The sequence below is a fragment of the Sulfurovum sp. NBC37-1 genome (assembly GCF_000010345.1).
Lineage (GTDB): Bacteria > Campylobacterota > Campylobacteria > Campylobacterales > Sulfurovaceae > Sulfurovum.
Window position 1 is genome coordinate 441906 of the sequence record NC_009663.1, and the last position, 26237, is coordinate 468142.

The 26237-nt window shown below is 45.1% G+C and carries 27 protein-coding genes; 17 read left to right on the plus strand and 10 right to left on the minus strand.

The annotated features are described in order from the left end of the window. Positions 1–2 precede the first annotated feature (2 nt). The 5 genes from pyk (at position 3) to SUN_RS02275 (ending at position 6053) form a co-directional block, all read left to right on the plus strand. Positions 3–1469, plus strand: coding sequence for a pyruvate kinase (gene pyk / locus SUN_RS02255; RefSeq protein WP_011980129.1), 1467 nt, complete (start codon positions 3–5; stop codon positions 1467–1469). A 344-nt stretch (positions 1470–1813) separates the two neighbouring features. Continuing rightward, entirely contained in the window at positions 1814–3166 is a 1353-nt protein-coding gene (locus SUN_RS02260; protein ID WP_011980130.1) for an IS5-like element ISSlsp2 family transposase, read from the plus strand. A gap of 273 nt (positions 3167–3439) precedes the next feature. Continuing rightward, positions 3440–4099, plus strand: a complete 660-nt coding sequence (locus SUN_RS02265) for a ferritin family protein (protein ID WP_011980131.1) — start codon at positions 3440–3442, stop codon at positions 4097–4099. A gap of 26 nt (positions 4100–4125) precedes the next feature. Next, entirely contained in the window at positions 4126–5568 is a 1443-nt protein-coding gene (locus SUN_RS02270) for a catalase (RefSeq protein ID WP_011980132.1), read from the plus strand. Continuing rightward, entirely contained in the window at positions 5565–6053 is a 489-nt protein-coding gene (locus SUN_RS02275; RefSeq protein ID WP_011980133.1) for a bacterioferritin, read from the plus strand. The genes SUN_RS02270 and SUN_RS02275 overlap by 4 nt, the downstream gene beginning before the upstream one ends. Positions 6054–6095: 42 nt before the next feature. Here SUN_RS02275 and SUN_RS02280 read toward each other — a convergent pair whose 3' ends face one another. Together SUN_RS02280 and SUN_RS02285 are read right to left on the minus strand one after the other, a co-directional pair. Continuing rightward, positions 6096–6956: an SPFH domain-containing protein gene (locus SUN_RS02280; RefSeq protein WP_011980134.1), complete on the minus strand. Its 861-nt coding sequence runs from the start codon at positions 6954–6956 to the stop codon at positions 6096–6098. Between the two features lie 27 nt (positions 6957–6983). After that, on the minus strand, positions 6984–7445 hold the full coding sequence (locus SUN_RS02285) for an NfeD family protein (RefSeq protein WP_011980135.1): 462 nt from the start codon (positions 7443–7445) through the stop codon (positions 6984–6986). 131 nt (positions 7446–7576) lie between these two features. Between SUN_RS02285 and ilvC the strand changes: the two genes are divergently transcribed. From ilvC to SUN_RS02300, 3 genes are all read left to right on the plus strand, one after another. Further along, positions 7577–8602 (plus strand): ketol-acid reductoisomerase, encoded by a 1026-nt coding sequence (ilvC, locus tag SUN_RS02290; protein WP_011980136.1) that lies wholly within the window; start codon positions 7577–7579, stop codon positions 8600–8602. A gap of 355 nt (positions 8603–8957) precedes the next feature. Beyond that, on the plus strand, positions 8958–10022 hold the full coding sequence (locus tag SUN_RS12925; protein ID WP_011980137.1) for a divergent polysaccharide deacetylase family protein: 1065 nt from the start codon (positions 8958–8960) through the stop codon (positions 10020–10022). A gap of 80 nt (positions 10023–10102) precedes the next feature. After that, positions 10103–10879: a DNA-processing protein DprA gene (locus SUN_RS02300; protein ID WP_011980138.1), complete on the plus strand. Its 777-nt coding sequence runs from the start codon at positions 10103–10105 to the stop codon at positions 10877–10879. Between the two features lie 74 nt (positions 10880–10953). On the opposite strand, the gene SUN_RS02305 is transcribed toward SUN_RS02300, so the two are convergent. Further along, a complete protein-coding gene (locus tag SUN_RS02305; RefSeq protein WP_011980139.1) occupies positions 10954–11472 on the minus strand; it encodes a TlpA family protein disulfide reductase in 519 nt (172 codons plus the stop codon). Between the two features lie 292 nt (positions 11473–11764). Here SUN_RS02305 and SUN_RS02310 point away from each other — a divergent pair, with 292 nt between their 5' ends. Beyond that, complete coding sequence (locus SUN_RS02310; protein WP_011980140.1) at positions 11765–12850, plus strand: glycoside hydrolase family 3 protein; 1086 nt, start codon at positions 11765–11767, stop codon at positions 12848–12850. A 26-nt stretch (positions 12851–12876) separates the two neighbouring features. Here SUN_RS02310 and ruvX read toward each other — a convergent pair whose 3' ends face one another. The 7 genes from ruvX to hemW all read right to left on the minus strand — a co-directional run bounded on the left by ruvX (position 12877) and on the right by hemW (position 18562). Beyond that, positions 12877–13263, minus strand: a complete 387-nt coding sequence (ruvX, locus tag SUN_RS02315; RefSeq protein WP_011980141.1) for a Holliday junction resolvase RuvX — start codon at positions 13261–13263, stop codon at positions 12877–12879. Further along, positions 13264–14157: an NlpC/P60 family protein gene (locus SUN_RS12930; protein WP_011980142.1), complete on the minus strand. Its 894-nt coding sequence runs from the start codon at positions 14155–14157 to the stop codon at positions 13264–13266. A 63-nt stretch (positions 14158–14220) separates the two neighbouring features. Beyond that, positions 14221–14862: a C40 family peptidase gene (locus tag SUN_RS02325; RefSeq protein WP_011980143.1), complete on the minus strand. Its 642-nt coding sequence runs from the start codon at positions 14860–14862 to the stop codon at positions 14221–14223. Positions 14863–14872: 10 nt separating this feature from the next. Beyond that, the gene (queA, locus tag SUN_RS02330; RefSeq protein WP_011980144.1) at positions 14873–15925 is read right to left on the minus strand and encodes a tRNA preQ1(34) S-adenosylmethionine ribosyltransferase-isomerase QueA; all 1053 of its coding nucleotides are present in this window, start codon (positions 15923–15925) and stop codon (positions 14873–14875) included. After that, positions 15926–16969 (minus strand): twin-arginine translocase subunit TatC, encoded by a 1044-nt coding sequence (gene tatC, locus SUN_RS02335; protein WP_011980145.1) that lies wholly within the window; start codon positions 16967–16969, stop codon positions 15926–15928. Beyond that, positions 16969–17457, minus strand: a complete 489-nt coding sequence (gene tatB, locus SUN_RS02340; RefSeq protein ID WP_011980146.1) for a Sec-independent protein translocase protein TatB — start codon at positions 17455–17457, stop codon at positions 16969–16971. The genes tatC and tatB overlap by 1 nt, the downstream gene beginning before the upstream one ends. Before the next feature lie 43 nt (positions 17458–17500). Then, positions 17501–18562, minus strand: coding sequence for a radical SAM family heme chaperone HemW (gene hemW / locus SUN_RS02345; protein ID WP_011980147.1), 1062 nt, complete (start codon positions 18560–18562; stop codon positions 17501–17503). Positions 18563–18700: 138 nt separating this feature from the next. Here hemW and SUN_RS02350 point away from each other — a divergent pair, with 138 nt between their 5' ends. The 8 genes from SUN_RS02350 (at position 18701) to SUN_RS02385 (ending at position 26234) form a co-directional block, all read left to right on the plus strand. Beyond that, positions 18701–19174 (plus strand): RNA pyrophosphohydrolase, encoded by a 474-nt coding sequence (locus SUN_RS02350; RefSeq protein WP_011980148.1) that lies wholly within the window; start codon positions 18701–18703, stop codon positions 19172–19174. A gap of 54 nt (positions 19175–19228) precedes the next feature. Next, a complete protein-coding gene (locus tag SUN_RS02355; RefSeq protein ID WP_011980149.1) occupies positions 19229–20434 on the plus strand; it encodes an aspartate kinase in 1206 nt (401 codons plus the stop codon). A 6-nt stretch (positions 20435–20440) separates the two neighbouring features. Continuing rightward, entirely contained in the window at positions 20441–20986 is a 546-nt protein-coding gene (locus SUN_RS02360) for a HobA family DNA replication regulator (protein WP_011980150.1), read from the plus strand. A 2-nt stretch (positions 20987–20988) separates the two neighbouring features. Further along, on the plus strand, positions 20989–21606 hold the full coding sequence (locus SUN_RS02365; protein WP_011980151.1) for a DNA polymerase III subunit delta': 618 nt from the start codon (positions 20989–20991) through the stop codon (positions 21604–21606). A 184-nt stretch (positions 21607–21790) separates the two neighbouring features. Next, complete coding sequence (gene folP, locus SUN_RS02370) at positions 21791–22930, plus strand: dihydropteroate synthase (protein ID WP_011980152.1); 1140 nt, start codon at positions 21791–21793, stop codon at positions 22928–22930. Positions 22931–22933: 3 nt separating this feature from the next. Further along, on the plus strand, positions 22934–23581 hold the full coding sequence (locus SUN_RS02375; RefSeq protein WP_011980153.1) for a SanA/YdcF family protein: 648 nt from the start codon (positions 22934–22936) through the stop codon (positions 23579–23581). Next, positions 23578–25524 carry an NAD-dependent DNA ligase LigA gene (gene ligA, locus SUN_RS02380; RefSeq protein WP_011980154.1) on the plus strand — a complete coding sequence of 649 codons (1947 nt, stop codon included), beginning with the start codon at positions 23578–23580 and terminating at the stop codon, positions 25522–25524. Before SUN_RS02375 ends, ligA begins: the two co-directional genes overlap by 4 nt. After that, positions 25521–26234, plus strand: coding sequence for a 23S rRNA (cytidine-2'-O)-methyltransferase TlyA (locus SUN_RS02385; protein ID WP_011980155.1), 714 nt, complete (start codon positions 25521–25523; stop codon positions 26232–26234). Before ligA ends, SUN_RS02385 begins: the two co-directional genes overlap by 4 nt. Positions 26235–26237 lie beyond the last annotated feature (3 nt).

The window sequence follows — 26237 nt, forward strand, 5'->3', positions numbered from 1 at the left end:
AGATGAAAAAAAGAACCAAGATTATAGCAACCATCGGGCCGGCGACGGATTCCTACGAGAAGATCAAAGCACTCATGTGTGCCGGGGTCAACCTTTTCCGGCTGAATTTCTCGCACGGTACGCACGAATACCATAGCGAAGTGCTTGGCCGGATCAGGAAGGCGATAGAAGAGACAGGGCTGATCACGGGTATTCTGCAGGATATCAGCGGCCCGAAGATCAGGGTAGGGATGCTGGAGGAGGACTTCATCCTCAAAAGCGGCGACATACTCGAATTCGTCAAAGAGGAGATCGTGGGATACAAAGTCAAAGAGGGGGTCTACCGTCTTTGCATCAACGAACCCGATATTCTTGACCAGCTGGAGGTGGGGGAATCCATCTATATGTATGACGGGATCATCCGTGCAGTAGTCAAAGAGAAAAGTGCGGACATGGTAAAGGTCGAGATAGAGAATAACGGAATGCTCTCTTCGAGAAAGGGAGTCAATTTTCCCAATACCCATCTGGGTATCAATGTACTTACGGAGAAAGACAAAAAAGATATCCTCTGGGGGATAAAACATGAAGTGGATTTCATGGCGATCTCTTTTGTCCAGCATCAAAAAGACATGACCGCGGCCAGAGAGGTGATCACTTCCAACGGCGGAAGCGTGCAGCTTCTGGCGAAGATAGAAAAGTTCGACGCCATCGAGAATATTGATGCCATTCTTGAAGCGAGTGACGGCATCATGGTTGCCAGAGGGGACCTTGGGATCGAAATTCCCTATTATGATGTGCCTTTGATCCAGAAAATGCTCATCAAACGGGCGAACAATATGAGCAAACCGGTGATCGTGGCGACACAGATGCTACTCTCCATGACCACCAAGGTGACTGCGTCCCGTGCCGAGATCAGCGATGTGGCCAATGCGGTGCTTGACGGGGCGGATGCCGTTATGCTCTCTGAAGAGAGTGCGATCGGGCATTACCCGATACGGGCTGTGGAGACCATGGTGCAGACCATTCAATCGGCAGAACGATATTATCCCTTTCAGAAATTTTCGCAGTTCGATATGCATGACAGAGGAGACAAGATAGATGAGGCTGCAGTACGGCTTTCCGGGAGTCTGAACTGTGCCGGGATCATCGCGATGACCTCCTCGGGAGGTACAGCCAAAAAAGCGGCACGCTACCGGCCGAGCCAGCCGATCTATGCCGTCACGCATGACAAACGGACAGCACAGTCCTTGACCCTTGTGTGGGGTGTAGTACCGGCATTCTTTGTAGCTAAAAGTGATCTGCGCAGCATGATAGTCGAAGTGATGGTGCAGGGATTGAAAAGAGGCATACTGGATCTGGACGATACCTATATACTCATTACCGGTGACCCTGTGGGCGTACCGGGATCGACAAACCTCATACGTGTAGTGACCCGCTACGAGATGGAATTCTTCTCTTCCCTCCGAAAAGAGAAAGAATGGATAGATTAGGCGTACTATTTTAAAGATATCCCTCAGCATCCTTTAGATGATGAACCTGGAGTTTTGGCTTTTGAGATCTATTCGGGTGAGGTGGGGTTGATGGTCTCTATTTTACCAGCTAATTGCTATCAATACCAATATTATAATCTGAACAGATAGAATCATCTCCTCTTGCATGCAATCCAAAAATACTATAAATTATGAGAGCAGTTATTTTTTTTAAATGTAATTAGTTCCCCGTGAAAAACCCACAAAGCCCCACTGCAAGGGGTTTCAAAGCACTTTTATGCTACCCTAAATATACATAAAAGCACATAGCTACACTATAAAACCTTGCAGTTTTGGAGTATTTTATGATTCAGGAAAAACAAGAGAGAGTCACCTTGTTTGATCACTGCAAACAGCTGAGTGACATCATCGATGAAAATCATCCGCTTGTTAAATTGGCAAACTCTATCGATTGGAAAAGTATCGAAGAAGATCTCAGTAAAGCCTATCCTTCCACTACAGGCCATCCCAATAAACCTATCCGCCTGATGGTAGGGTTGCATTATCTGCGCTACATGTTTGATCTGAGTGATGAAAGTATCGTCTGGGCCTATATCGAGAATCCCTACTATCAGTACTTCTGCGGAGAGAAAGTGTTTCAACACACTTTTCCTATAGACAGAAGCTCTATGAGCAAATTTCGAGAGAGGCTCAAAAAGAAAAAACTCTACAAACTGCTGCAAGAGACCATCAAAAGCGGTTTTCAAACAAAAGTAATCAAACCCAAAAGTATAGAGTACGCCGTGATTGACTCTACGGTACAGGAGAAAAACATTGCCTACCCCACAGATGCCAAACTCTATTACAAAGGCATTGTTCTTCTTGCCAAACTGGCCAGGCGTCTGAATATCAGACTCCGACAAAGCTATATCAGAGCAGGAAAGAAACTCCTGATCAAATACTCCCGCTACAACCATGCCAAACAGTTCAGACGCAAAGCTGCCACACTCAAGAAACTCAAAATAAGACTGGGAAGGGTCTTGAGAGAAATAGTACGAAAATCCGAAGAGGATGGGATCAGCCTGGACCTGGATGCCAGAATCCTTCTTGAACAGTGCCAAAAGCTCTTTGATCAAAAACGCAACTCCAAAAACAAACTCTACAGTTTTCATGAACCTCATACAGCCTGCATCTCAAAAGGCAAAGCACACAAGCGTTATGAGTTTGGCAACAAGTCCACTTTCATCACTACCACCAGGGAGTGTTTCATTATTCACGCTGATGCGCATGAAGGCAATCCCTATGACGGACATACGCTGAAAGAGGCACTCGATAAAACAAATGAGAGTGTATCCGATCTATTCAATAAAAGTATTGATTACCTCTTTACCGATAAGGGGTACAGGGGTCACGGTTATCAAGGTGATACAACTGTACTGATCGAGACATCTGCAAACAAAAAAAGACACAAGAAGCTCAAACGGAGATCCTCCATAGAAACGGTATTCTCCCATACCAAACAGGATCACCGGATGGGAAGAAATTTCCTCATAGGAGAACATGGCAATCTGGTCAATACGATTATGGCAGCCTGTGGATACAATCTAAGGAAAATCTACAACAAGTTCAGGAAGGCATTCGTGAAAATGCTTTCTGTCTTGTTTTTTATGCTCTTTAGGGAGCAATACAGGGTTCAGTTGGTTCCAAACAGGGCTTAAATCCCGAATAGCATTTTTAGAAATGGTATAAGGATGTGTTTGGGGTATGATTCTTTTGGATAATTGGATCTGAAAATGGAGTTGTTCACGGGCAACTAATTAGGTATGGATGCAGATCATTAGTTAGTGAAGGTTTATTAAAACTTTACAGTGAAAAGATAGTAAATTCAAATAATAATAATTCTTAAATAAGAATAATTATTATTTAAGAATAAAGCAGGTACACTTTCTAAAGGATAAAAATTATCCTTAATAATATAAAAGGAATAAGAAATGAGACAATACGAAATGTATAAATGTAACAAATGTGGTAACAAAATTGAGGTACAAGAGGTTGGTATTGGAACATTGAGCTGCTGTGGCGAAGATATGGTGTGTATTACTGAGAACTTAACAGCGGTAAATCTTATGAAGGCTTTTGCAGGTGAATCACAGGCACGAAATAAGTATGAATTTTTTGCTGATGTGGCTTATGCGGAAGGACTACATAGAATCGCACGACATTTTCAAGAGGCTGCAGACAATGAGAAATACCATGCGATGGCTGAGTTTAAGGCTTACAATAAACTGGTAAATGACATAGAGTTAGATACGACCAAAAAGAACCTTGTCTATGCAGCGGATGGTGAACGTTATGAGCATGAAGAGATGTATCCTAACTTTGAAGCCATTGCAAAAGAAGAGGGACTTAAAGATATTGCCAGACTCTTTAGAGCCATCGGTAAAGTTGAAGTGGAACATGAGAGAGAGTATTTGGCACTAAAAGAGGCACTTGAAGCAGAAGGTTTCTTTGACAGTGAAAACAATGAAGAGTATATCTGTGAAGTGTGTGGACACGTACATAGAGGTAAAAAAGCACCAAAAGCTTGTCCACTATGTAAGGCAGGGCAAGAGTACTTTAAAAAAGCATCTAAAGATATAACTGTAGGATAAATGATATATTTTAAAAGGAAAGTATAATGAAAAAGATAGATTTGACAACGGCAAATGGAAGAAAAGTAGATAACAACCAAAATTCGTTAACAGCAGGTTCTCGCGGACCGGTGTTGATGCAAGATGTGTATCTTCAGGAAAAATTAGCACACTTTGACAGAGAAGAGATTCCTGAGAGAATCGTTCATGCCAAAGGTGCAGGTGCTCATGGTACTTTTACTGTAACAAAGGATATCACTGCTTATACTAAAGCTGATATCTTTTCTGAAGTAGGTAAACAGACAAGAACTTTTACAAGATTTTCAACAGTTGGGGGTGAACGCGGTTCGGCAGATACGGCTAGAGACCCCAGAGGTTTTGCCACGAAGTTTTATACCGCTGAGGGAAACTGGGATTTAGTAGGAAATAACACACCAGTCTTTTTCATACGAGACCCTTTAAAGTTTCCTGACTTTATCCATACACAAAAAAGAATGCCTGACAGCAACTTGAAATCAGATAATATGATGTGGGATTTCTGGTCAAAATCACCAGAGTCTTTGCATCAGATCACGACCCTCTTTTCTAATCGTGGAACACCGGATGGTTATCGTCATATGAATGGATACAGTTCGCATACTTATAGTTTCATCAATGCAAACAATGAACGATTCTGGGTGAAGTTTCATCTCAAAACGATGCAAGGCATAAAAAATCTTTCAGCAGACGAAGCGACAAAATTAGCAGGAACAAATCCTGACTATGCGACAGAAGACCTTTTTGTCTCAATTAAAAATGGTGAGTTCCCATCATGGAAAGTACATGTACAAATCATGCCTGAAGTTGAAGCTGAAAACTATGCTATAAATCCATTTGATGTGACCAAAGTCTGGCTGCATGCTGATTATCCGCTGATAGAGGTAGGTATTTTGGAGCTTAACAAAAACCCAAAAAACTATTTTAACGAAGTAGAACAAGCAGCCTTTTCACCGTCTAATAAAGTACCGGGTATCGGGCTTTCACCTGATAAGATGCTTCAGGGAAGATTGTTCTCATATCCAGATACACAAAGATACAGATTGGGTGTAAATTATAATGCCTTACCTATCAATAAACCGGATGTAGAAGTCAATAATGGCTTTAGAAATGGTGCCATGCGTTTTGATGACAATGGTGGAGATAGTTTAAACTATGAGCCAAGCCATTATACTGTACCGACTGAGTCACCAGAACTTTCTGAACCACCATTGAAAATAAACGGAGATGCAGACCGTTACGCTTATGACAGTGATGAGAACAGTGACTTTGTGCAAGCGGGGAATCTTTATAGACTGTTGAGTAAAAGTGAGCAAAATGATCTGGTTACCAATATTGTGGGGTCACTTAGTAATGCTACATCAGAGATCCAAGCCTTGCAAATATCTCATTTTAAGAAGGCTGATCTAGGATATGGCGGAACTATAGAAAAGCAATTAAGGAGAAACAAATGAAAGAGAAAAGCATAGACCTGCTCAACAACGCTATAGGAGATGAACTGGCAGCAATCAACCAGTATATGTATTTTCACTTTCACTGTGACGATCAAGGATACGACCTTCTGGGTGCACTTTTCAAAAAAACAGCCATCGAAGAGATGCGTCACGTAGAGAGCATTGCTGACAGAATCCTCTTTTTGAAAGGTGATATCGTTATGGAGCCGTCACAAAAAGTCCATTATATATCTGATATTAAAGAGATGCTGGCCTTTGCCGCAGGAGAAGAAGAGAATGCGATCAGGATGTATAATGATTTTGCAAATCAGTGTGCCCAAAACCTCGATAGTGTCACCAAACGGCTTTTTGAGGATATCGTTATAGATGAAGAGCGTCACTTTGAGCAGTTTGATAGCGAGATCGATAATCTTGACAGATTCGGAGACCGCTACCTGGCGCTTCAGTCGATCGAAAGAAGCAAAACGCGTTCAGCCATGCCGTAACACGGATGAACAGGAGCCGGGAATTCACTCCCGGCAATAAAATTACCGTTTAAACACATTCCCCAGCATCCCTTTGATGGCACCCTGCAGGTCTGCAGGGTAGATGACGAATTTGGAGTTCTGGCTTTTTGAGATCTGCTCAAGCGAATTGATGTAACGGTCTCCCAAAAGGAACATGGCCGGCAGCTCTTTGTCCTGGATGTTGTCGGAGATCAGGCGGATCGCTTCGGCGGATGCGTTGGCAAGTGCGACCTGCGCTTCCGCTTCTCTTTTGGCTGCTTCAAGTTTTCCGTCCGCTTCGAGAATAGCAGCGTTCTTGTTACCTTCTGCCGTGGTTTCGATGGCACGTCTTTCTCTTTCCGCGGCTGCCTGTCTCTCCATGGAGTCCTGCATGGAAGCCGAAGGAGAGATGTCCTGTATTTCTACCGATTTGACGGTGACACCCCAGTCAGCGACATCATCGATGATCTGGTCTTTGAGTTTGGTCTTGATGTGTTCACGGTTTGAAAGGGCTTCATCAAGCGACATTTCACCGAGGATGGAACGTAGGGTGGTCATAACGAGCTGCTGTATGGCCAGATAGAAATCCTCCACACCGTAAATGGCATCCTGCGGACGTGTGACACGTATGAATGTGACGGCATTGGTCAGAATGACAGCATTGTCTCTGGTAATGACCTCCTGCTGCGGGATGTCAAGAATGATATCTCTGGTGGAGACCTTTTGGCGTACCGCATCGAGATAGGGGATGATGATGTTGAGGCCCGGCTTGAGTGTCCGGCTGAACTTCCCCAGTCTCTCTACGACCCATTCTTCGCCCTGCGGAACGATATTGATCCCTTTGTAGATAGTGATGATGACCCCTGCGGCCAACAATAACATTATGACAAGTGTTTCCTGCATTTTCTCTTCCTTTTTAATTGATGATGATTATTCTGAAACTGGCACTACTTTGATGAGCTGCCCGTTCACTGCTTCTATCTTTACACGTTCACCCACATCCAGTGTCTGGTTTGCTGAGGCGTGCCAGACAGTATTGCCCAGCACGGGTTCGTCAAATCTTATTTTGCCTCTTCCATGCTGCTCGATCCTTTTGGTGACAGTTCCCAGTGTGTCAAGTCCCTGGTCGGACTGTCCTGTGTTGGAAACGGTAGGCTGCTTTTTGAAATATTTGAACAAAAAAGCGATGATGGCTACGGAGAGTATGAGCCAGAGTGTGACCTGTACCAGAAAGTTCATGCTGACCACAAGGTCCAGCAGGCCGACAATGATCGCTGCCACACCGAAGCCAAGTGTGATGAAAGTACCCGTCCCCATCTCTATAATAATGAAAAGTATACCCAGGATGATCCAGTGCCACCAGGTGATATACTGCGTTAAAAATTCGATCAAAGAATCTCCTTAAATCTGTATTAAGAAAAATTATAGCATAAATTATTTTTACGTTGATAAGACCGATAAAATCAAGACAATAAGTATTATTTGGGTATAATCGCGAAAATTTTACTCTATCAAGGATAATTATGTCAACTTTAAACGTATATTATGACAAAGATTGTGATATCAATATCATCAAATCAAAAACAGTAGCAATGATCGGTTTCGGATCTCAGGGACATGCACACGCAGAGAACCTCAGAGACTCCGGTGTAAATGTAGTCGTCGGTCTCAGAGAGGGCGGTTCTTCCTGGAAAAAAGCTGAGGCTAAAGGTTTTGAAACATTGACAGTTGCCGAAGCAACAGCAAAAGCGGATGTAGTTATGATCCTTCTTCCTGATGAAAACCAGGCTGAGATCTATGAAAACGAGATCGCTCCAAATTTGAAGTCCGGTGCAACGATCGCATTCGGTCACGGTTTCAACATCCATTATGGACGTATCAAGCCGGCAGCAGATATCAACGTTACTATGGTCGCACCAAAGGCGCCTGGTCATACTGTACGTTCTGAGTTCGTAAGAGGCGGTGGTATTCCTGACCTTATCGCGGTGGGTCAAAACCCAAGCGGTACAACCAAAGAGTTGGCACTTTCTTATGCATCGGCTATCGGCGGCGGTAGAACAGCAATCATCGAGACAACTTTCAAAGATGAGACTGAAACGGATCTTTTCGGTGAGCAGGCAGTTCTCTGCGGTGGTACTGCGGCATTGGTACAGGCTGGTTTTGAAACATTGACTGAAGCAGGTTACGCACCTGAATTGGCATACTTCGAGTGTCTTCACGAGCTCAAGCTCATCGTTGACCTTATGTTCGAGGGCGGTATCGCAGATATGAGATACTCCATCTCCAACACAGCTGAGTATGGTGATTATGTTTCCGGTAAACGTGTCATCAACGAAGAGTCCAAAAAAGCGATGAAAGAGATCCTCAAAGAGATCCAGGACGGTAGATTTGCCAAGGACTTCATCCTTGAAGGCCAGGCGGGATACCCAAGAATGAACGCTGAAAGAAACAATGACAAAGAGATGTTGATCACGAAGACAGGTAACAAGCTTAGAGCGATGATGCCGTGGATCAGTGCAAACAAAATCGTCGATCAGGAAACTAACTAATCTTTTTGTTGATTTGCACTCATCTTTCTGGGATGGGTGCAGTCACTTACGAGCTGTAAGCTCCCTTACCCAAACCCATAAATCTAAGCACAACTCAACCAAAATCTTTAGTTAGTCAATTTGTTGGCTTTTTCTAATTTCTAACTCCATTAGTATTCGGTTAAACTACTTGTTTTATAATTCCTTCATAAGAGCATCAGAAGGAACCAAATTTATTCTCCCCTGATAAAATTTCGGTCTCCCTTTTTCATAGATTTTTTTCCTCCTCCTTTTAAAACTTCTTGATGCTCTTTATTAATCATCAACTTAACACTTACTTTGATATAATATGCAAAACAAAAATTATGTGGATAACATGGCCCCTAGACCTGGTAAGAACAGTAAAACTTCAGTAGCAAAAAAGCGAACAACTCCTAAAAAAACAACACCCAAAAAACAAACAACGAAAAAACGGACAGTAAGAAAAAAGAAGAAGCGTAGCAATTCGAAAAGAAGTGTGGTATTTATTTTTATACTCCTTGCAATGGTCTCCCTTGTAGCATTTGGGTATTACCTTGGTCAGCAGGGCAAAGCATCTTCTGCTGTAAAAAACACTAAAACGGTTCCACACAAAAAAGTAGATCATCATAAAACTGCATCCAAGGTCTTTTCCAAGGTAGAGACAACGAAGCCTAAAAAAGTAAAAGCAGTAGTACCTGTCAAAAAAGAACAACGGTCTAAAGTTCCGGTATCCAAAGAAAACGTGGTTTTAGCCTACCGCAGCAAAAAACCAAAACTGGTGATCATTATCGATGATGTTTCCAATGCAGGACAGCTGAAGCGTATCAAAGCGCTTAATATGCCCATCACGCCTTCTATTTTCCCTCCATCTCATCTTTCGATGAAAAGCCATACCCTTGCAAAAAGCCTGAAACACTATATGATACATTTACCGATGGAGTCTGGAAGCCGTCAGTTCAACAAACAGTACAAAACACTCAAAACTTCTTTTACCAAATCTCAAATGGAAGCAAGGATCAGAGAGATACGTCAGCTCTTTCCCACAGCACGCTACATCAACAACCATACTGGTTCTGTATTCACGGACGATTACAAAGCGATGCATACGCTTTACGGTATTATGAAAAAAGAGGGCTTCATCTTCATTGACAGTCGTACTATCGGTACGACAAAAGTAAGAAAGATCGCCTATAAATACGGAGATGCCTATGTGGCGAGAGATATCTTCATCGACAATACACAGAGTATACCCTATATACACAATCAGTTGAAGAAAGCGGTCAAGATCGCCAAAAAGAAAGGTTATGCCATTGCCATAGGCCATCCCCATAAAGTGACGATGCAGGCACTGGCTACTGTCGGAGATATTTTCAAAGATGTGGAACTGGTCTATATTGACCAGATCTTTCAAAAACAATAATTATCTCGGATTATCTGACAATTTGACATATTTTTGCATTCTTTTTCCTTGAGTTGTTATGATTGGAAAAAAGGAAATGTATGAGTGCTTCAGTCCCTTTCCCCATCCCAGAACTCGAGAGTATGAAGAAGTATCCCCCGGAACTTTTTTACAAGGGTGACCTCTCTTTGCTCAAGCGTCCGAAAGTCTCCATTGTCGGGACCAGAATGCCCAGTAACTACACCAGAGAATATACCTATATGCTTGCGAAGGCTTTGACAAAAAGGGGCGTATGTATCGTCAGTGGTGCTGCGATGGGTGTGGATGGCATTGCCCATGAGGGTGCAGGGTTTGAAAATACTATTGCCGTTGTCGGGAACGGTCTGGATATACGTTACCCTGTGGTACATGCAAAAATGATAGAGGCCATAGAGTCAAATGGTCTGATGCTAAGCCAGTTCAATGACGGTTTCAGGGCTACAGGATGGAGTTTTGTGGTGCGTAACGAACTTGTCGTGGCACTGGGTGATGTTCTAGTTGTCACGGAAGCTGACTTGAAAAGTGGTTCCATGCGTTCAGTAGAATTTGCTTTGAAAATGGGAAAAGAGATATTTGTCCTTCCCCACAGACTGGGCGAAAGCATGGGAACAAATGCATTGCTTCAGGAGGAAAAGGCAACGGCGATCATGGACATAGAGGCATTTGCTTCACGTTTCGGAAGGGCGGTGGAAAGCGAAGTAGAAAAAGACGAGTTCTTTTATTTTTGCCAGAGTATGCCAACCTTCGACCAGACCGTGGAAAAGTTCGGTGAGCGTGTCTATGAAGCGGAACTGGATGGCATTATCAGTATAGAAAACGGGGTGGTGAGATTAAGTTAGGGATTTTCGGAAGTGAAGCATAGATGCTCCACCCCAACGTTTTTGTGGGACTGAAGTCTCCGCTTCCGTATGTTTTATTTAATAGCGTCCAGTTGTTTGATGAGCTCTTCGAGAGAAGCTTCAGGAAGCATTCCTGCCTGTACGAACTGCACATTACCTTTTCTGTCCAATGCAACCATGAAAGGAATACTACCTCTCCACTGCGCTCTTTGCCCGATATAGTTGGTGAAGTTACCTGCTTTTTCATCTGAAACGACAATATAGTTCATCCTTTTTTCTTTGGCGAACTGTTTAAGCTGTGCATTGTTCAATCCCTGTACTTCAACAGAGATAATGGCCAGTTTGTTTTTGTACTTTTTCTGCAGGTCGATCAGGTGCGGGATCGAAGCAAGACAGGGAGGACATCTGTGCCCGAAGAATTCTATAAAGACGATCTTCCCTTCGAGACCCTTGATATTCAAGCCTTGCTCAGTACCTGTGATCTGGTGTGTTACACCATTAATGTCGGTAATCTTCATTAGCGGTTGGCTACTCGCCTGCGAAAACGTAGAGAATGACAACAGTATCAGTAGTGACAATAGTATTTTTTTCATGAAAAGCCTTTTTTGATTAATTTATTTAATTATACACATTATACACTAATGAAGATGTAGAAATCGTGTAATGAAAAGAAATTTTTTGAATGAATAAAGAGCATCTAGAAGTTTTAAAAGGAGGAGGAAAAAAATCTATGAAAAAGGGAGACACAAATTCACGTCAAGGGAGAATGAAATGTGGTTCCTTCTGATGCTCTTATGGAGGAATTATAAAACAAGTAGTTTAACCGAACACTAATAAGAGAATAGTAGAATATGAAAACCAAGAATTAGAAATTTAAGGATAATAATGAAAAAAATATTTTTAATGGTCGCAGTTATGGCTGTAACATCACTTTGGGCCGGGGTTTCCCTCGATCAGAAGATAGGACAGATGCTTATGGTTGGCTTTCACGGAACTTCTGCACCCAAGAACAGCCGGATCTGTCAGGATATCCGAAAATATCACATCGGTGCGGTCATACTGTTTGACTACAATCCTGTCGACAAAAGTAAACCCAAAAATATTGCAAGCAGAAAACAGTTGAAAAAACTGACGGCACAACTGCAGAAATGTTCCTATGACGGAAAGCTCCTGATCGCCGTGGACCAGGAAGGGGGAAAGGTACAGCGTCTCAAAAGAAAGTACGGATTTTATGGGAATTTTCCTAAAGCTTCCGATGTTACCAGGATGGACAAGAAACAGATAAAAAAAACATATAGAAAAATGGCTAAAGAACTTAAATCTGTGGGGATCAACTATGATCTCGCCCCGGTGGTCGACCTGGATATTAACCCGAAGAACCATGTGATCCACGGGCTCGGACGTTCTTTCGGGAAAGACCCAAAAACAGTTGCGGCTTATGCAAGTACCTTCATCGATGCAATGCACCATTACGGTGTATTGACCTCACTGAAACATTTCCCCGGACACGGCTCTTCTGTAGGCGATACGCACAAAGGGTTCGTGGATGTCACGAATCTTTGGAAGCGTGTGGAGCTCGAACCCTACAGGCTTTTGAACAGAAAAGCCGACACAGTCATGGTCGCGCATGTCTTCAACAAAAAACTCGACGCCAGATATCCGGCAAGCTTTTCGAACAGAACGGTGAATGGAATACTGCGCAAACAACTCGGTTTTAACGGTGTGGTGATTACGGATGATCTGCAGATGGGAGCCATCAGCAAAAAATACGGTTTGAAAAATACGCTTAAACTGGCGATCAACGCAGGAGACGACATACTGCTTTTTGGTAATCAGCTCGATCCGCGAAAAACGGTCAGTACCAAAAAGCTTGTTGAAACGATCAAGTCGCTACTGAAGCGCGGCGAGGTGAATCCAAAGAGTATCGACTATGCCTATATACGCATCCAGAATTTGAAGCGAAAACTGTAACCTTATTTATGAAGCATTTCTAAAAATCAAAGCGACAGATGGCGTTCCAGAATGATCTTGGCGGCAATGGAGTCAATCTTGCCGTCTTTCTTGTGCCGGAACTGTCCCTGTGTCATCTCTTTGGCTTCAAAGCTGCTGCCCTGTTCATCCTGGTAGACCACGGGAATGTCCAGCTCAAGAAGAGAGACAAAGTGTTGGATGCGCCGTTCCATCTCTTCCGAGCTGGACCCGCCTTTGGGAAGACCGACAACCAGTTTCTCTATTTCCCATTCCTCCAGAAAAGAAACAACGTCATGTGCCGCCTGATTGCGGTTCTTGCGCAATATAGCATTTTGGGGCATCACGATCCTGCCGTCAAGACAGATCGCTGTACCGATACGTTTGAGTCCTACGTCTATAGCTGCTAATTTCATCTACAGGATCTCCGCGATGAATGCGCCGGGTTCTATCTCTTTTTTGACCTTTGGCAATATGCTAAGCGCTGTTGCCTTATATTTGTACGGTCCTATGAGCAGTTTGGATATCTGCTTTCCGTTGCGTGGGAACTGGATGAGTTTATAGGTGTATCCCAATCTTGTGATTTTATAAAGCAGGGCACTTTTGGGTTTGCCGCTGAAAGATCCTACCTGTACATAGAAAGATCCTGTTTGGTTGCTGTTGTTGATGACCGGCCGTCTGGGTGTTGGTTTCTGTGCGATCCTGGTATCGGTTCTCTGTTTGAGCTCTTTAAAGGCTTTGGCTTTCCATGGCGTAGTTTGTCCTGAAGCCTGAGCCAGAGTTGTATGCTTTTCTGCAGGCAGGTAACGTCTGCAGATGCGTAAACGCTTTTTGTAGTAGGGTGAAGTACGCAGATTGGAGTAGACCACTTCATTTTTAGTTGTACTGGCATGTGTGAACCATCCGTCACCAAGATACATCCCGACGTGCGTGATCTTTCCGTTGCGTCTTTTGGTCGTATCGAAGAAGATCAGGTCACCGTATTTGAGTTCGGAGGGTTTGATGTACTTACCGACTTTTGCCTGTTCTCTGGCGGTTCTTGGCAGGTCGATCCCCATACTGCCGTACATATAATAGGTGTAGCCTGAACAGTCGAATTGGTTCGGGCCTTCCTCCGCCCAGACATAGGGGCTTCCTTTGAGTTCTTTAACCATTTTTTCAAGGCTTTTTTTACGGGCAGGGTATTTTACTTTGGGCTTTTCGATCTCGTAGTGCGGATGTTTGGGATGGGGTGAGGGTTTGCAGGCTGTCAGCAACAACAGTGAAATCAGGGAGAATAATACAATGAGTGTTCTTCGGGATATCAGCATTCCATCTGCCTTTGCTAAATTTTTACTAAAATGCATTATAGAGTAAAGGCTTTAAAACAGCCTTTATCTTCTTGACGGTACTGCCTTTTTGGGGATCGTCATTCCCGGCTGCCATGGAGTGGTATCGTAGGTACTCGAGATCTCCATTTTTTTCAACGGTGCGCTGCAGTTCATATAAAAGGCTCTTTCATCTTTGCTCATATATCGCTTGCAGATTTTGACACGCTTCCTGTACCGCGGTTCTTTCTCAAAGCTGCTGATCACTACTTTTCGGTGCTTGCTGCTGGCTTGTGCGAACCATCCGCCACCCAGGTACATACCCACATGGTTGATGCGTTTGCTCCGTTTGTTTGTTGAGCCGAAGAAGATGAGGTCGCCGTATGTAAGATCTTTGAATGCGACGGTCTTTCCCACTTTTGCCTGTTCACAGGCGGTTCTTGGCAACTGTACCCCCATTGATCCGTAAATATTGTAGGTCAGACCGGAGCAGTCGAAGGCGTAAGGCCCTTCCTCTGCCCAGATATAGGGTTTTCCCAGATACTGGTTAAGAAGTTTCTGAATGTTCTCCCTGTTGGGTTGACATACTTTTTCAGGTTTGATAATGTCATAGTTTGGATAGCTGTAGGGTTTGGGGGAACATCCGCTGAAGAGAAATGCCAAAATGATCAGAAAAGAAAAATAATATAGGTAAGCTGCTGTTTTCATTGAAACTCCTTTAGAGTATGAGCATCGCATCCCCGTACGAGAAAAAACGATAGTTCTTTTCGATAGCCTCTTTATATAATTGTAACGTTTTTTCTCTTCCGATGAAAGCACTTACGAGCATAATAAGCGTACTTTTGGGCAGATGGAAATTGGTGAGTAGATGGGTGACTCTTTGAGGCGGATTGTGCGGGTTGAGAAAAAGGTCGCACTCTCCCTCTGTTTTCCCGGTCCGGACATAATACTCTATGGTCCTTGTCACAGTGGTGCCGATGGCGAGGATCTCTGTGTCACTGTCAAGTACTTTTGCCGCTTCTGGTGGAATATCGAAGTACTCTGAGTGCATCGGATGGTCCAGTATCTTCTCTGCTTCAACGGGTTTGAAAGTGCCCGCACCTACATGCAGTGTGACCTTGTGCGTTTTGTGCCTCTGCTGCAGTGTTTCAAAGAGTTCAGGGGTAAAATGCAGGGAGGCGGTAGGCGCGGCGACCGCTCCGGCATTTTTGGCAAAGAGGGTCTGATAGTCTTTTTCATCTTCGGCTTTGTCCTCTCGCTGCATATAGGGAGGCAGGGGAATATGACCGATCTCATCGAGTATTTGTACCAGTTCTTCGAAGCGTATCTCTTTGCCGTGGCGGGTGAAAGTGACGATACGTGAGCCATCTTTGTTGAGGGTTGTGACCGTTGCCATCAGGCTGTCGTCGAAAAGCAGTTGGGTCCCTGTTTTAACCTTGCCGCGTATCAAAACCAGATAGTGGTGGGCATCCAGAGGCTTGTTAAAGAGCAGTTCGACTTTGCCTCCCCCCTGACCATCTGTAGAGAGCTTGTGTCCGAAGATGCGTGCTTTGATGACACGTGTATCATTGAGAAAGATATCGCATGTTTGGGGAAGAAAATCGAGCAGGTGCCTGAAAGTAGTGTGGGTGACCGTGTCGTTCCTCCTGTCATATACCAGTAGTTTGGCTTCGTCTCTGGGGTGCACGGGTTCTGTAGCTATGAACCCCTCCGGGAGTTCATAATCGTAGTTTTTTGTCAGCAGTTCTGCCGAGAGTTCATTGGGGGACATTTACGGTTTGTCTAACTCATCGGGAAGCAACTTTTCGGATGCTGTCTCTTTGCTTTCTGTTTCTTCTTCATCCTCTCCGTCGTCTTCGCTTTTCTCCGGATTGACCATACGAACGATGAGAATGGAGATACCGTAAAGGATGACAAGCGGTGCGGCCATTAACAGCTGTGTCAGGATATCCGGAGGTGTCAGGAGCGCGGCAAGCACAAAGATGATGACGATGGCATACTTGAAGAAATCGATCAGTGTACGATCCGTTACCAGCCCAAGCAGGGCAAGGAAATAGGCGAATACCGGCAGTTCGAACGCTACACCGAAGCCCAGCATGATCTTGGTAAAGAAGCCTACATAATCCTCGATGTTGATGAATGGGGTATAGAGGAAAGACCCGAAGGTGATAAGGAACTGAAAACCGAACGGTGTAACAATATAATAGGCAAACATAACCCCGATGAAGAACATGACCGAACCGCCGACCACAAAGGGGATAACCATTTTTTTCTCATTGCTGTAGAGCCCCGGAGCGACAAAGAGCCAGAGTTGGTAGAGAATGAAAGGCATGGCACCCAGAAGCCCGGCAAAGAAAGACACTTTCAGGGCAACGAAGAAGGCACCGCCGACCTGGTGGGTTGTGATCTTTCCTTCAAAATTATGCTGGTTCGGGCGTGCTGATTCAACATCACGTTTTGTGATGATCTTATCGAGTGATTCGGCTGCATCGGCTGCATTCTTGAGCAGGGGAGCCAGTTTCGGGTCGGCCACTTTGGCTGCTTCATACAGGTTGTCTTTCAGTTTATCGGCTGCCTGTACGGCCGGCGTTTTCGTTACATTGACTTCATCGGATTTCATGGTCCAGGTCGCTTTTTCCTGAGACTCGATGATACGGCCCACTTCGACCAGGGCATTATTCAGGGGTTGTGTGATCCAGGAAAGTATCTGGTTGTGGAAAGTAAAAGCAATAATGAATGCGATAAAAACGGAAAGTACAGAGAGTCCGAGCCTTTTTCTAAGCTCGACCAGGTGGGGACGGAGATCATCAAACATCAGGCTTTGTCCTCACTTTTCTTGTCTTTATTCTTTTTTGCAACTTTTGTTTTTCCTGCCGTATCGTTCTCTTCAGCAGGTTTTTTCTTTTTCTTGGATTTTTTCTTGAAGGTCACAGTATCATTGGGGGCTTCTACGGGGGTAACGGGTGTTTCGTTCGCAGTGGAAGAGTCTTTGGCAGGTTTGTTCGTCTCTTTGGTATCGGTATCGCCGAGAAGATCATCCATGTCGTCCAGGCCAATGTTCTTGAAGCTTTTGAGCTCGTCGGTTGCAGAGTCAAGCTGTTGTTTGTAATTGAGCGCTTCATCTTTCAGGTCGGCAATGCGCATCTCTTCGTCGAGCGCACTTTTTGCGTCACCAACAGTCTTTTTGACCCCCTTGATGAATTTTGCTATCTGAACCATTGTTTCAGGAAGTTTGTCCGGTCCCAAAAAGAGGATCGCAATGATAGAGATGAGAAGTATTTCGGTAAAACCTATGCCAAACATCGAATGCCTTTAAATTGATTGGGTGTATTTTAGCAAATTATTGTTAGAGGTTCCCTAAAATATAGAGCGCCAGCTCGTCACTGAGGAAAAAATCCTTATTGTAGTAGCGGCTTCCATCATGTTCAAGTTTTTTTTCTCCATAAAGCAGCTCCGCTCTTTTTTTCATCTCTGAAGTCAGGATCGATCTTTCAATACCGATAGTGCTACGCAGACCCAAAAATATTTTTTCGGTCAACAACTCTTCCTGACTGAGATGTTCTTCGGTAATCTGCAGGGGATTCTGGATGTAGCTGTCGATATCTGTTTGCGGGTAATAGCGGGTATCTTTGAGAAAACCGACGGCACCCGCTCCGGCACCAATGTAATTTTTCAAGTTCCAGTATCCTTTATTGTGCCGACTCTGGTAGGTACCGAAATTGGATATCTCGTATTGGATAAATCCCCGCTTTTTGATCTCGTTCGCAACAAAAAATGCCAGCTTTTCATCCTCCTGTCTCACTTCCGGGGAAGAAGAGAATCTGGTCCCGTCCTCAATGGTGAGTTCATAGGCAGAGATATGGTCGACAGGCAGTTCAAATGCCTGTCGGATATCGTCCGATAACAGTTCTTTCGTATCTCCCTGATAATTATAGATAAGGTCAAGCGATATGTGTTCAAAACCAAGCTCTTTGGCAGCAAGTACGACTTTTTTTGCCTGTTTCGGAGTATGAGCACGGTTGAGTGCTTTGAGTTTGTCGGTATTGAAGCTCTGTACACCGAAACTTATACGGTTGACACCAAGGGTTTTCATACCTTGAAGCCATGAGTTGCTTGCCGAATTGGGGTTGGCTTCGGTAGTAATCTCCGCATCTTTTTGCAGATAGGGATCAAGCAGATCGAAGATCGGCTCGTAGAGTTCCGGTGAGACCGTCGAAGGTGTTCCTCCTCCGATAAAAAGGGTTTCGATACTCTCTTTTTGAGTATGAAAACGTTCCAGTTCAAATGAGAGCTGACGGTAGAGTGCCTGCATGTACTCACTGCGTGTGTCGAACTTGTCAACATAGGAGTTGAAGCTGCAGTAGTGACATTTGGAATCGCAGTAGGGGATGTGGATATATGCTAACAATTTTTACTCTTTTCAAAAGGCTATAACCGAATTTTAGATAGAATCATATCAGAAATTTGGGAGTTTATCTCTAAATTGTCGAAGTCATGTTCGAAGTGGCTTCAATTTTAAAATTTTATCGAAGATGAGTAATTTAGTATGCAAAATAAAAAGAGCTATAGGCCTAATGTTGCAGCCGTCATACTCTCTTCTAAATATCCGGAAAAGTGTGAATTTTTTGTCGCACACCGAACTGATATCAGAAATGCCTGGCAGTTCCCACAGGGCGGCATCGATGAGGGTGAAACGCCTGAAGATGCACTCTACAGGGAACTGCTTGAGGAAATAGGATGCAATAATGTTGAGATACTGGGGGAATTCCCGGAGTGGATCACATACGATTTTCCTAAAACAGCAAGGGGGAAAGTGTACCCTTTTGACGGCCAGACACAGAAATATTTTCTGGTCCGCCTCAAAGAGGAGGCACAGATAAACCTGCAGGCATTTGAGATCCCGGAGTTTAAAGAGTATACGTTTGTCAAGTATGATGAGCTGTTCCAAAAGGTGACCTATTTTAAACGTAAAGTGTATCGCAGGGTAATAGATCACTTCATTAAAGAGGGTTTGATCTAAAGACGTAGAGTACTGTTCTAAAACAGTATAAATTTGTAGTAAGGAAATATTTTTATGTTGATCGTACAGAAGTATGGTGGTACAAGCGTAGGTGGACTGGACCGCATTGAGAATGTAGCGAACCGTGTGGCCAAAGCTCGGGATGAGGGGCATGACCTGGTCATTGTCGTTTCAGCCATGAGCGGTGAGACGAACAAGCTGATAGAGTATGCGGAACATTTCAGCAAGAATCCTGCAAAGAAAGAGATGGATATGCTGTTGAGTTCTGGTGAGAGGATCACTGCAGCACTGCTTGCCATTGCGCTGCAGGCCAAAGGCTATGATGCCCAGGCCATGACAGGGCGCCAGGCAGGGATCGTTACAGATGATACCCATACCTATGCACGGATCGAATCGATCGATCCCAAAGCGATGCAGAATGCCATCAAAGAGGGAAAGATCATAGTCGTAGCAGGCTTTCAGGGGATCAACAAGAACGGTTCGGTCACAACGCTGGGCCGTGGAGGTTCGGACCTCTCCGCTGTTGCCCTGGCTGCTGCACTCAAGGCAGACCAGTGTGAGATCTATTCGGATGTGGATGGTATTTATACGACCGATCCGCGTATCGAGCCCCATGCCAAAAAACTCGATACCATATCTTATGACGAAATGCTTGAACTCTCCTCGCTGGGAGCCAAAGTATTGCAGAACCGTTCGGTTGAACTGGCGAAGAAGTTGAATGTGAAACTCTATGCAAAAAGCAGTTTCAGTGATGATAAAGGTACATTGATAACGAAGGAGAATGAGAATATGGAAGCAGTCATGGTCAGCGGTGTAGTGCTGGATAAAAATCAGGCAAGGGTAACACTCAGGGGTGTTGTGGACAGACCGGGGATCGCGGCAGAGATCTTCTCTGCGCTGGCGGACGCGAACATCAATGTCGATATGATCATCCAGAATGTCGGAACGGACGGTTTGACCAACCTTGGATTTACCGTACCCCAGAGCGAACTGGAGAATGCCAAAAAGCTGGTAGAGACATTCAACCATGAGATACAGGGAGCGGACTTTGACGAACATGTCTGCAAGGTTTCCGTGGTCGGTGTAGGTATGAAATCACATTCTGGTGTGGCAGCTACAGCGTTTACTGTGTTGGCGAACAGCAACATCAACATTCAGATGATCTCCACTTCAGAGATCAAGATCTCTATGATCATCGATGAGAAGTACGGTGAACTTGCGATCCGTGCGCTCCATGAAGCCTATGGGCTGGACAAATAATTCCAGATGATGAAAGAACTGCTGAGCTGGACGCTTGAAGCGATACGGAATGAGGAGTCTGACTTCTCATGGATGGAAGAGTATCGCTATGAATGGGCACCTCTGGTCAAATCAGCTGTTTCTCAAATGCTGGAAGGCAAGACTGTACTGGTCGTGACGGACGAACATCATAAATGGTTCGGCCAATATATCATCAACAGTGTCAATGATCTACGCAAGAACAGGCCGTTGCTTCCAGTCTATAATCTGAGTAAATGTTTTCCCAATCTCAAGTCCGTGAAATCCACAGAAAACATACAGCTGCTTGAAGATATGTTCGAGATCTCCTATCCGAACGGCTACTTCATATGGTACATTGGTAAAGGTGACCATCCCTATACGAAGATCGCATACAGAAATGAAGACAGTTTTCTATGGATCATGGATGAGGAGGTTCAGAACAGTTTCGCTTTCCGTTCCTCCGATCCGCTGCTGGACATCAAACTGCTGCAGCTCTACAAGCTTTTCGATGCGACACTCTCGGCAGCACTTTTCGGAGATCTGGAACTCTGAATATGAGATTGATCAGCCAGGTACTCATCACCAACGATATCGAAGGTACGATATCTGCACTTGAATCCGCCGCAACGACAGAGCGTATCGTCAAGATACTGGAAGGCGAAAAAGCTTTTTCTGTCGATGATGCCAGGCTGGCCATCGAAAAAGCCTATATGGCGAGCGAAGAGACAACAGTCATCATCCTTGCAGCCAAGATATTCACGACTATCGTACAGAATAAACTGCTTAAGGTCATCGAAGAGCCTCCCACCAAAAAAGAGTTCATTCTTATTACGCCAAGCAAAGCAACCATTCTTTCTACCATCCGTTCCCGTCTGCCTATTGTCATTCTCAATGAAGAAAAAATAGAGACAGATCTGGGACTGGACCTGCCGCAGCTCAGTCTGGCAACGGCTTATGAATTCATTCAGTCCCATAAACGTACCGATGCCAAAGCGATGAAGCTCCTGATAGAGAACATTTCCAAAGAGGCGATACGGTCACAGCAGTATGATCTGGATGAAAAGACACTGGCACTTTTTTCCAATGCTTTTGTAGCGTTGGATGTAGGGTCGCCTCCGCAGTTCGTTTTGACGACATTGCTGTTGAAACTTCTGGCAAGAAAAAAACGGTAAAATAATTATATTTGTTTTTTTGTATTTCCTTTTATTTGACTTGAGGCGTTGTTTCTCTCTTCATTTTTTTTAGAAAAAAACGAAGCAAAAAAATCGTCATCCCTCTCGAATCGCTTCGCTTACAATGGCGTTCGGGATGACAAGAGGCACGCATTCGCGTGATTTACATGGAGGAGTTGTCTATATGCATATTTATAAACTTGGTACGATTTCCGATAAAAAGAAAGCCTTAAAAACACTTGGTGTGGAGAGCGGCGGCATTGCCATTATGGCAAAGAAGATGGAGCTTTTCTATTTCTATATCAAGGACCTCAAAACCCCGGCAGCGAACATTCTCAAGCAGGATGCTTTGAGCATTGGTGCGGAGCTGGCGGTGCCGGGCGGGGTCATTACCTGTGAGAAACCGCTGCATGACTGCATACTCATCGGTACGAAAAAGCATATGGAGACTCTTTCGCGAAAAGAGCTGGCACAGCCTTTCGGGCTGAAAACACTGGCACATCAGCTGAAGGCATTCCTCTCCCTGCCCTCATTCCCGACAAAGATCATGGGTGTTATCAATGCCAATGACGACAGTTTTTTTGCGGGCAGCAGGTTTCAGAATGATGAAGCCGTAGCACGTATTGAAAGTATGATAGAAGAGGGTGCAGAACTCATCGATATCGGGGCGGTCTCTTCCCGTCCCGGGGCGCAAACGGTGAGTACAGGTGAGGAGATGGCACGCATCAAGCCGATCTGTGATGCCGTAGGGCAGAGCGGCTTGGCGGACAAAGCGGTCTTTTCCATTGACAGCTATACTCCTGAAGTGGTGGAGTATGCCCTGCAGAACGGTTTCTCCCTTGTCAACGACATTACCGGAGCAGCAGATGAAAAGATCATCTCGCTGGCAGTTGAATACGGTGCAAGACTCTGCATTATGCATATGCAGGGAACACCACAGACCATGCAAAAGAGTCCGAAATATGAGGATGTGATGGTCGAGGTGGATGCTTTCTTTGCCGAGCGTATTGCCAAATGTGAAACGATGGGAATGAAGCGGGAAAACATCATTCTCGATGTAGGTATCGGTTTTGGCAAAACCCTGGAGCATAATCTGACTCTTTTGAAGAACCTGGGGCATTTCAGCCATTTTGGCTGCGAAGTGCTTATCGGTGCCAGTCGAAAATCAATGATAGACAAGATCATACCTGCAAGTACGGAAGAAAGGTTGCCCGGTACACTGGTCTTGCATCTCAAAGCGGTGGAGAACGGGGCATCCATCGTCCGCTGTCATGATGTCAAAGAGCACCGGCAGGCACTGGCTGTACTTCAGGCACTGCTTTAAGCAATGAAACGGTTCTTCAAGTGGCTTGCGGCACTGCTGCTGACAGCGGCACTTTTCATTGCAGCGATCAACCTCTATATCTCCTGGCAGGCCAAACCCTATATCTATGCCGATGTCAGGAAGGTGCCGCACCGAAAAGCCGCACTGCTTCTGGGTACCAACAAGTATATCGTCAAAGGCAGGAAGAACTACTACTACCTGTACCGCATACGTGCGGCGGAGGCGCTCTGGAAAGCGGGGAAGGTACAGGCCATCGTCGTTTCGGGAACGAATGACAGCAGATACTACAATGAGACTCGGTCGATGTATAAAGATCTCATCAAAGCGGGAGTGCCCCCAAAGTACATAAGTCAGGATTTTGCCGGTTTCCGTACCCTTGATTCCGTGATGCGGGCCGAAGCAATTTTTGATCTCAAAGAGTATATAATCATTTCACAAAAATTCCATCTGGAACGGGCCATTTTCATTGCCAGGGCAAAGGGCCAGAAAGTCATCGGTTTTGAAGCTAAAACCAAAGAGGGAACAAAAGCGGCCTACAAAATGAAAGCCAGAGAGCTGTTGGCACGGACGAAGGCATTTCTGGATGTCTATCTGTTGCAGACCGAACCGAAATTCTATGGAAAAAAAGAGAAAGTACATTATAAACAATGACCTATGATGAATATAAAGAAAAAGTCAAGACACTGAAAAAATGGGCCTATGCCTATTATGTGGAAGACAATCCCGTTGCCACTGATGAAGAGTATGACAGGCTCTACCATGAAGTACTCGATTATGAAATGAAACATCCGGACAAAGCGCTGGAAGATTCTCCGACCAAACGCGTGGGCGGTATCGTACGTGACGAGTTCACCAAGGCAAAGCATATCAAGCGCATGTGGAGCATGGAGGATGTTTTCAGTAAAGAGGAAGTGCAGGATTGGCTGGACCGTGTCGAGAAGAATGTCGGGGAGTGTGACTACTTCTGTGAACCGAAATTCGACGGGGCAAGCATGAACCTGCTCTATGATGACGGCAAACTCCTGCGTGCCATTACAAGGGGTGATGGGGTCGTGGGTGAAGAGGTGACAGACAATGTCCGCACCATCCGTTCTGTACCTCTCGTGATCGACTACAAAGGGCTTATCGAGATCCGAGGAGAAGTGGTGATCAGAAAAGATGATTTTGAACAGATCAATGAAGAGCGTCTGAAAGCAGGTGAAGCTCCCTTTGCCAATCCGCGTAATGCTGCAGCGGGAAGCCTGAGACAACTGGATTCCTCTGTAACGGCAAAACGCCGCCTGGTCTTCTACCCCTGGGGTATCGGCGAGAATACACTTGATCAGAAAAAACTTTCAGAGAAGATGGAATTTATCTATGGACAGGGGTTTTTAAGACCGCCCTACCATGAAGCATGCCACACGATCGATAACATAGAGAAGTTCTATCAGTTCCTGATCTCCAAACGCGATGAGATCCCCATGATGATGGACGGCATGGTCATCAAAGTGGATGAGATAGAGAAGCAGGAGGAACTTGGCTATACAGTGAAGTTCCCCAGGTGGATGTGTGCCTACAAATTCCCGGCCGTCGAAAAGGTCACACAGATTAGGGCGATTACGCTTCAAGTGGGACGTACGGGCGTGATCACACCGGTGGCTGAGATCGAACCAGTCAATATTGAAGGGGCAATGGTCAGCCGCGCCACACTGCACAATTTCGATGAGATCGAGCGTAAAGATATCCGTATCGGTGATCATGTGATCATCATACGAAGCGGTGACGTGATCCCCAAGATAACCAAAGTATTGATAGACAGAAGAACGGGTGATGAGATACCGGTCGAACGGCCGACGCACTGTCCGACCTGCGGAAGTGAACTTCTCGATGAGGGTGCGCTGATTAAATGCCAGAACCTTGAGTGTCCCGACCGTGTGATCAATACTATCATCCACTTTGCAAAAAAAGGATGCATGGATATCGATGGACTCGGCAGCAAGATCGTCGAGCAGCTGGTCAAAGAGGGGAAGATACATGACATTCTGGATCTTTACAGTCTGACCTATGAGGATCTTGCCGATCTGGAAGGTTTCAAGGAAAAGAAGATCAGCAATCTGCTTGATGCCATCGCTGCAAGTAAAGGTGCGCCGCTCCATCGTCTTATTACTGCTATGGGGATAGAGCACATCGGTGAAGTGGCAAGCAGGGCTTTGGCGCTGGAATTCGGTCTGGGTATCGTCGATGCGAAGTATGAAGATATCGTGGCTATCGACGGCATCGGAGAAGAGATGGCCAATTCACTGCTGGAGTTCATGCGGGTCAACAGGGAGAAGGTGTTGAAATTGTTCAACACGATCAAACCTACGGTTGAAAAGAAAGTGGAAGCCAAAGAGAACCCTTTCAAAGGCAAAATTGTAGTGCTGACAGGTACGATGAGCGAGTCCCGCGGAAAGATTAAGGAGATGCTGGAGGAGCTGGGGGCCAAAGTCAGCGGATCGGTCAGTAAAAAGACCGACTTTGTCATTTATGGTGAAGATGCAGGAAGCAAATTGACCAAAGCGGAGAGTTTGGGTGTACCGACCCTGACGGAAGATGAGATGAGGGCAATGCTGTGAGGCTGGACAAATACCTGGTAGAAGAGGGCTATTTCGAGAGCCGGAACCGTGCATTGGAAGCCATCAAGGCAGGACAGGTGACCGTGGACGGGAAAAAGGCAAAGCCCTCGGTCAAGATCGATACGAATTCTTATGTTGAAGTAGCGGATGCCAAATTCTATGTCTCTCGTGCTGCCAGAAAACTGGAGAGCTTCCTTTCGGAACATCCTGTAGAGATACAGGGTAAAAGTGCGTTGGATATCGGTTCGAGTACGGGAGGGTTTGCCCAGATCGTACTTGAAAACGGTGTGGCATCGCTTACCTGTGTAGATGTGGGAAAGGACCAGCTGCATTTTTCCATACGCAGTGATGAAAGGGTCAGTGTACATGAGGAGACGGATATCCGTGATTTTAACACAGAGAAGCCCTTTGAAATGATCACCTGCGATGTTTCTTTTATTTCCATTCTTCAAATTATGAACGACATAGACCGTCTGGTAGAGAAGGGTGCCGATATTATTATTCTCTACAAACCACAGTTCGAAGTGGGCAGGGATGTCAAACGAGACAGCAGAGGGGTGGTGCAGGATCTCGATGCTATTGCCAGAAAGAAAGAAGTTTTTGAAGCAGAGGCATCGAGCCTGGGATGGGAAGAAGAGTTTCAGGCACTCTCTACCCTGGCAGGCAAAGAGGGAAACCGGGAGTACCTCTATCATTTTATAAAAGCGTAGGGT

Bases quoted from the DNA above. Each gene is read 5' to 3' on its own strand.
- ligA (WP_011980154.1), top strand. From the start codon at position 23,578: ATGACCTATGATGAATATAAAGAAAAAGTCAAGACACTGAAAAAATGG.
- tatB (WP_011980146.1), bottom strand. From the start codon at position 17,457: ATGTTTGGCATAGGTTTTACCGAAATACTTCTCATCTCTATCATTGCG.
- pyk (WP_011980129.1), top strand. From the start codon at position 3: ATGAAAAAAAGAACCAAGATTATAGCAACCATCGGGCCGGCGACGGAT.
- SUN_RS02265 (WP_011980131.1), top strand. From the start codon at position 3,440: ATGAGACAATACGAAATGTATAAATGTAACAAATGTGGTAACAAAATT.
- SUN_RS02355 (WP_011980149.1), top strand. From the start codon at position 19,229: ATGTTGATCGTACAGAAGTATGGTGGTACAAGCGTAGGTGGACTGGAC.
- SUN_RS02280 (WP_011980134.1), bottom strand. From the start codon at position 6,956: ATGCAGGAAACACTTGTCATAATGTTATTGTTGGCCGCAGGGGTCATC.
- SUN_RS02310 (WP_011980140.1), top strand. From the start codon at position 11,765: ATGAAAAAAATATTTTTAATGGTCGCAGTTATGGCTGTAACATCACTT.
- SUN_RS02360 (WP_011980150.1), top strand. From the start codon at position 20,441: ATGATGAAAGAACTGCTGAGCTGGACGCTTGAAGCGATACGGAATGAG.
- SUN_RS02365 (WP_011980151.1), top strand. From the start codon at position 20,989: ATGAGATTGATCAGCCAGGTACTCATCACCAACGATATCGAAGGTACG.
- ruvX (WP_011980141.1), bottom strand. From the start codon at position 13,263: ATGAAATTAGCAGCTATAGACGTAGGACTCAAACGTATCGGTACAGCG.
- SUN_RS02260 (WP_011980130.1), top strand. From the start codon at position 1,814: ATGATTCAGGAAAAACAAGAGAGAGTCACCTTGTTTGATCACTGCAAA.
- folP (WP_011980152.1), top strand. From the start codon at position 21,791: ATGCATATTTATAAACTTGGTACGATTTCCGATAAAAAGAAAGCCTTA.
- SUN_RS02325 (WP_011980143.1), bottom strand. From the start codon at position 14,862: ATGAAAACAGCAGCTTACCTATATTATTTTTCTTTTCTGATCATTTTG.
- SUN_RS02300 (WP_011980138.1), top strand. From the start codon at position 10,103: ATGAGTGCTTCAGTCCCTTTCCCCATCCCAGAACTCGAGAGTATGAAG.
- SUN_RS12925 (WP_011980137.1), top strand. From the start codon at position 8,958: ATGGCCCCTAGACCTGGTAAGAACAGTAAAACTTCAGTAGCAAAAAAG.
- SUN_RS02305 (WP_011980139.1), bottom strand. From the start codon at position 11,472: ATGAAAAAAATACTATTGTCACTACTGATACTGTTGTCATTCTCTACG.
- SUN_RS02270 (WP_011980132.1), top strand. From the start codon at position 4,126: ATGAAAAAGATAGATTTGACAACGGCAAATGGAAGAAAAGTAGATAAC.
- SUN_RS02375 (WP_011980153.1), top strand. From the start codon at position 22,934: ATGAAACGGTTCTTCAAGTGGCTTGCGGCACTGCTGCTGACAGCGGCA.
- SUN_RS02275 (WP_011980133.1), top strand. From the start codon at position 5,565: ATGAAAGAGAAAAGCATAGACCTGCTCAACAACGCTATAGGAGATGAA.
- queA (WP_011980144.1), bottom strand. From the start codon at position 15,925: ATGTCCCCCAATGAACTCTCGGCAGAACTGCTGACAAAAAACTACGAT.
- tatC (WP_011980145.1), bottom strand. From the start codon at position 16,969: ATGTTTGATGATCTCCGTCCCCACCTGGTCGAGCTTAGAAAAAGGCTC.
- SUN_RS02350 (WP_011980148.1), top strand. From the start codon at position 18,701: ATGCAAAATAAAAAGAGCTATAGGCCTAATGTTGCAGCCGTCATACTC.
- SUN_RS12930 (WP_011980142.1), bottom strand. From the start codon at position 14,157: ATGCTGATATCCCGAAGAACACTCATTGTATTATTCTCCCTGATTTCA.
- ilvC (WP_011980136.1), top strand. From the start codon at position 7,577: ATGTCAACTTTAAACGTATATTATGACAAAGATTGTGATATCAATATC.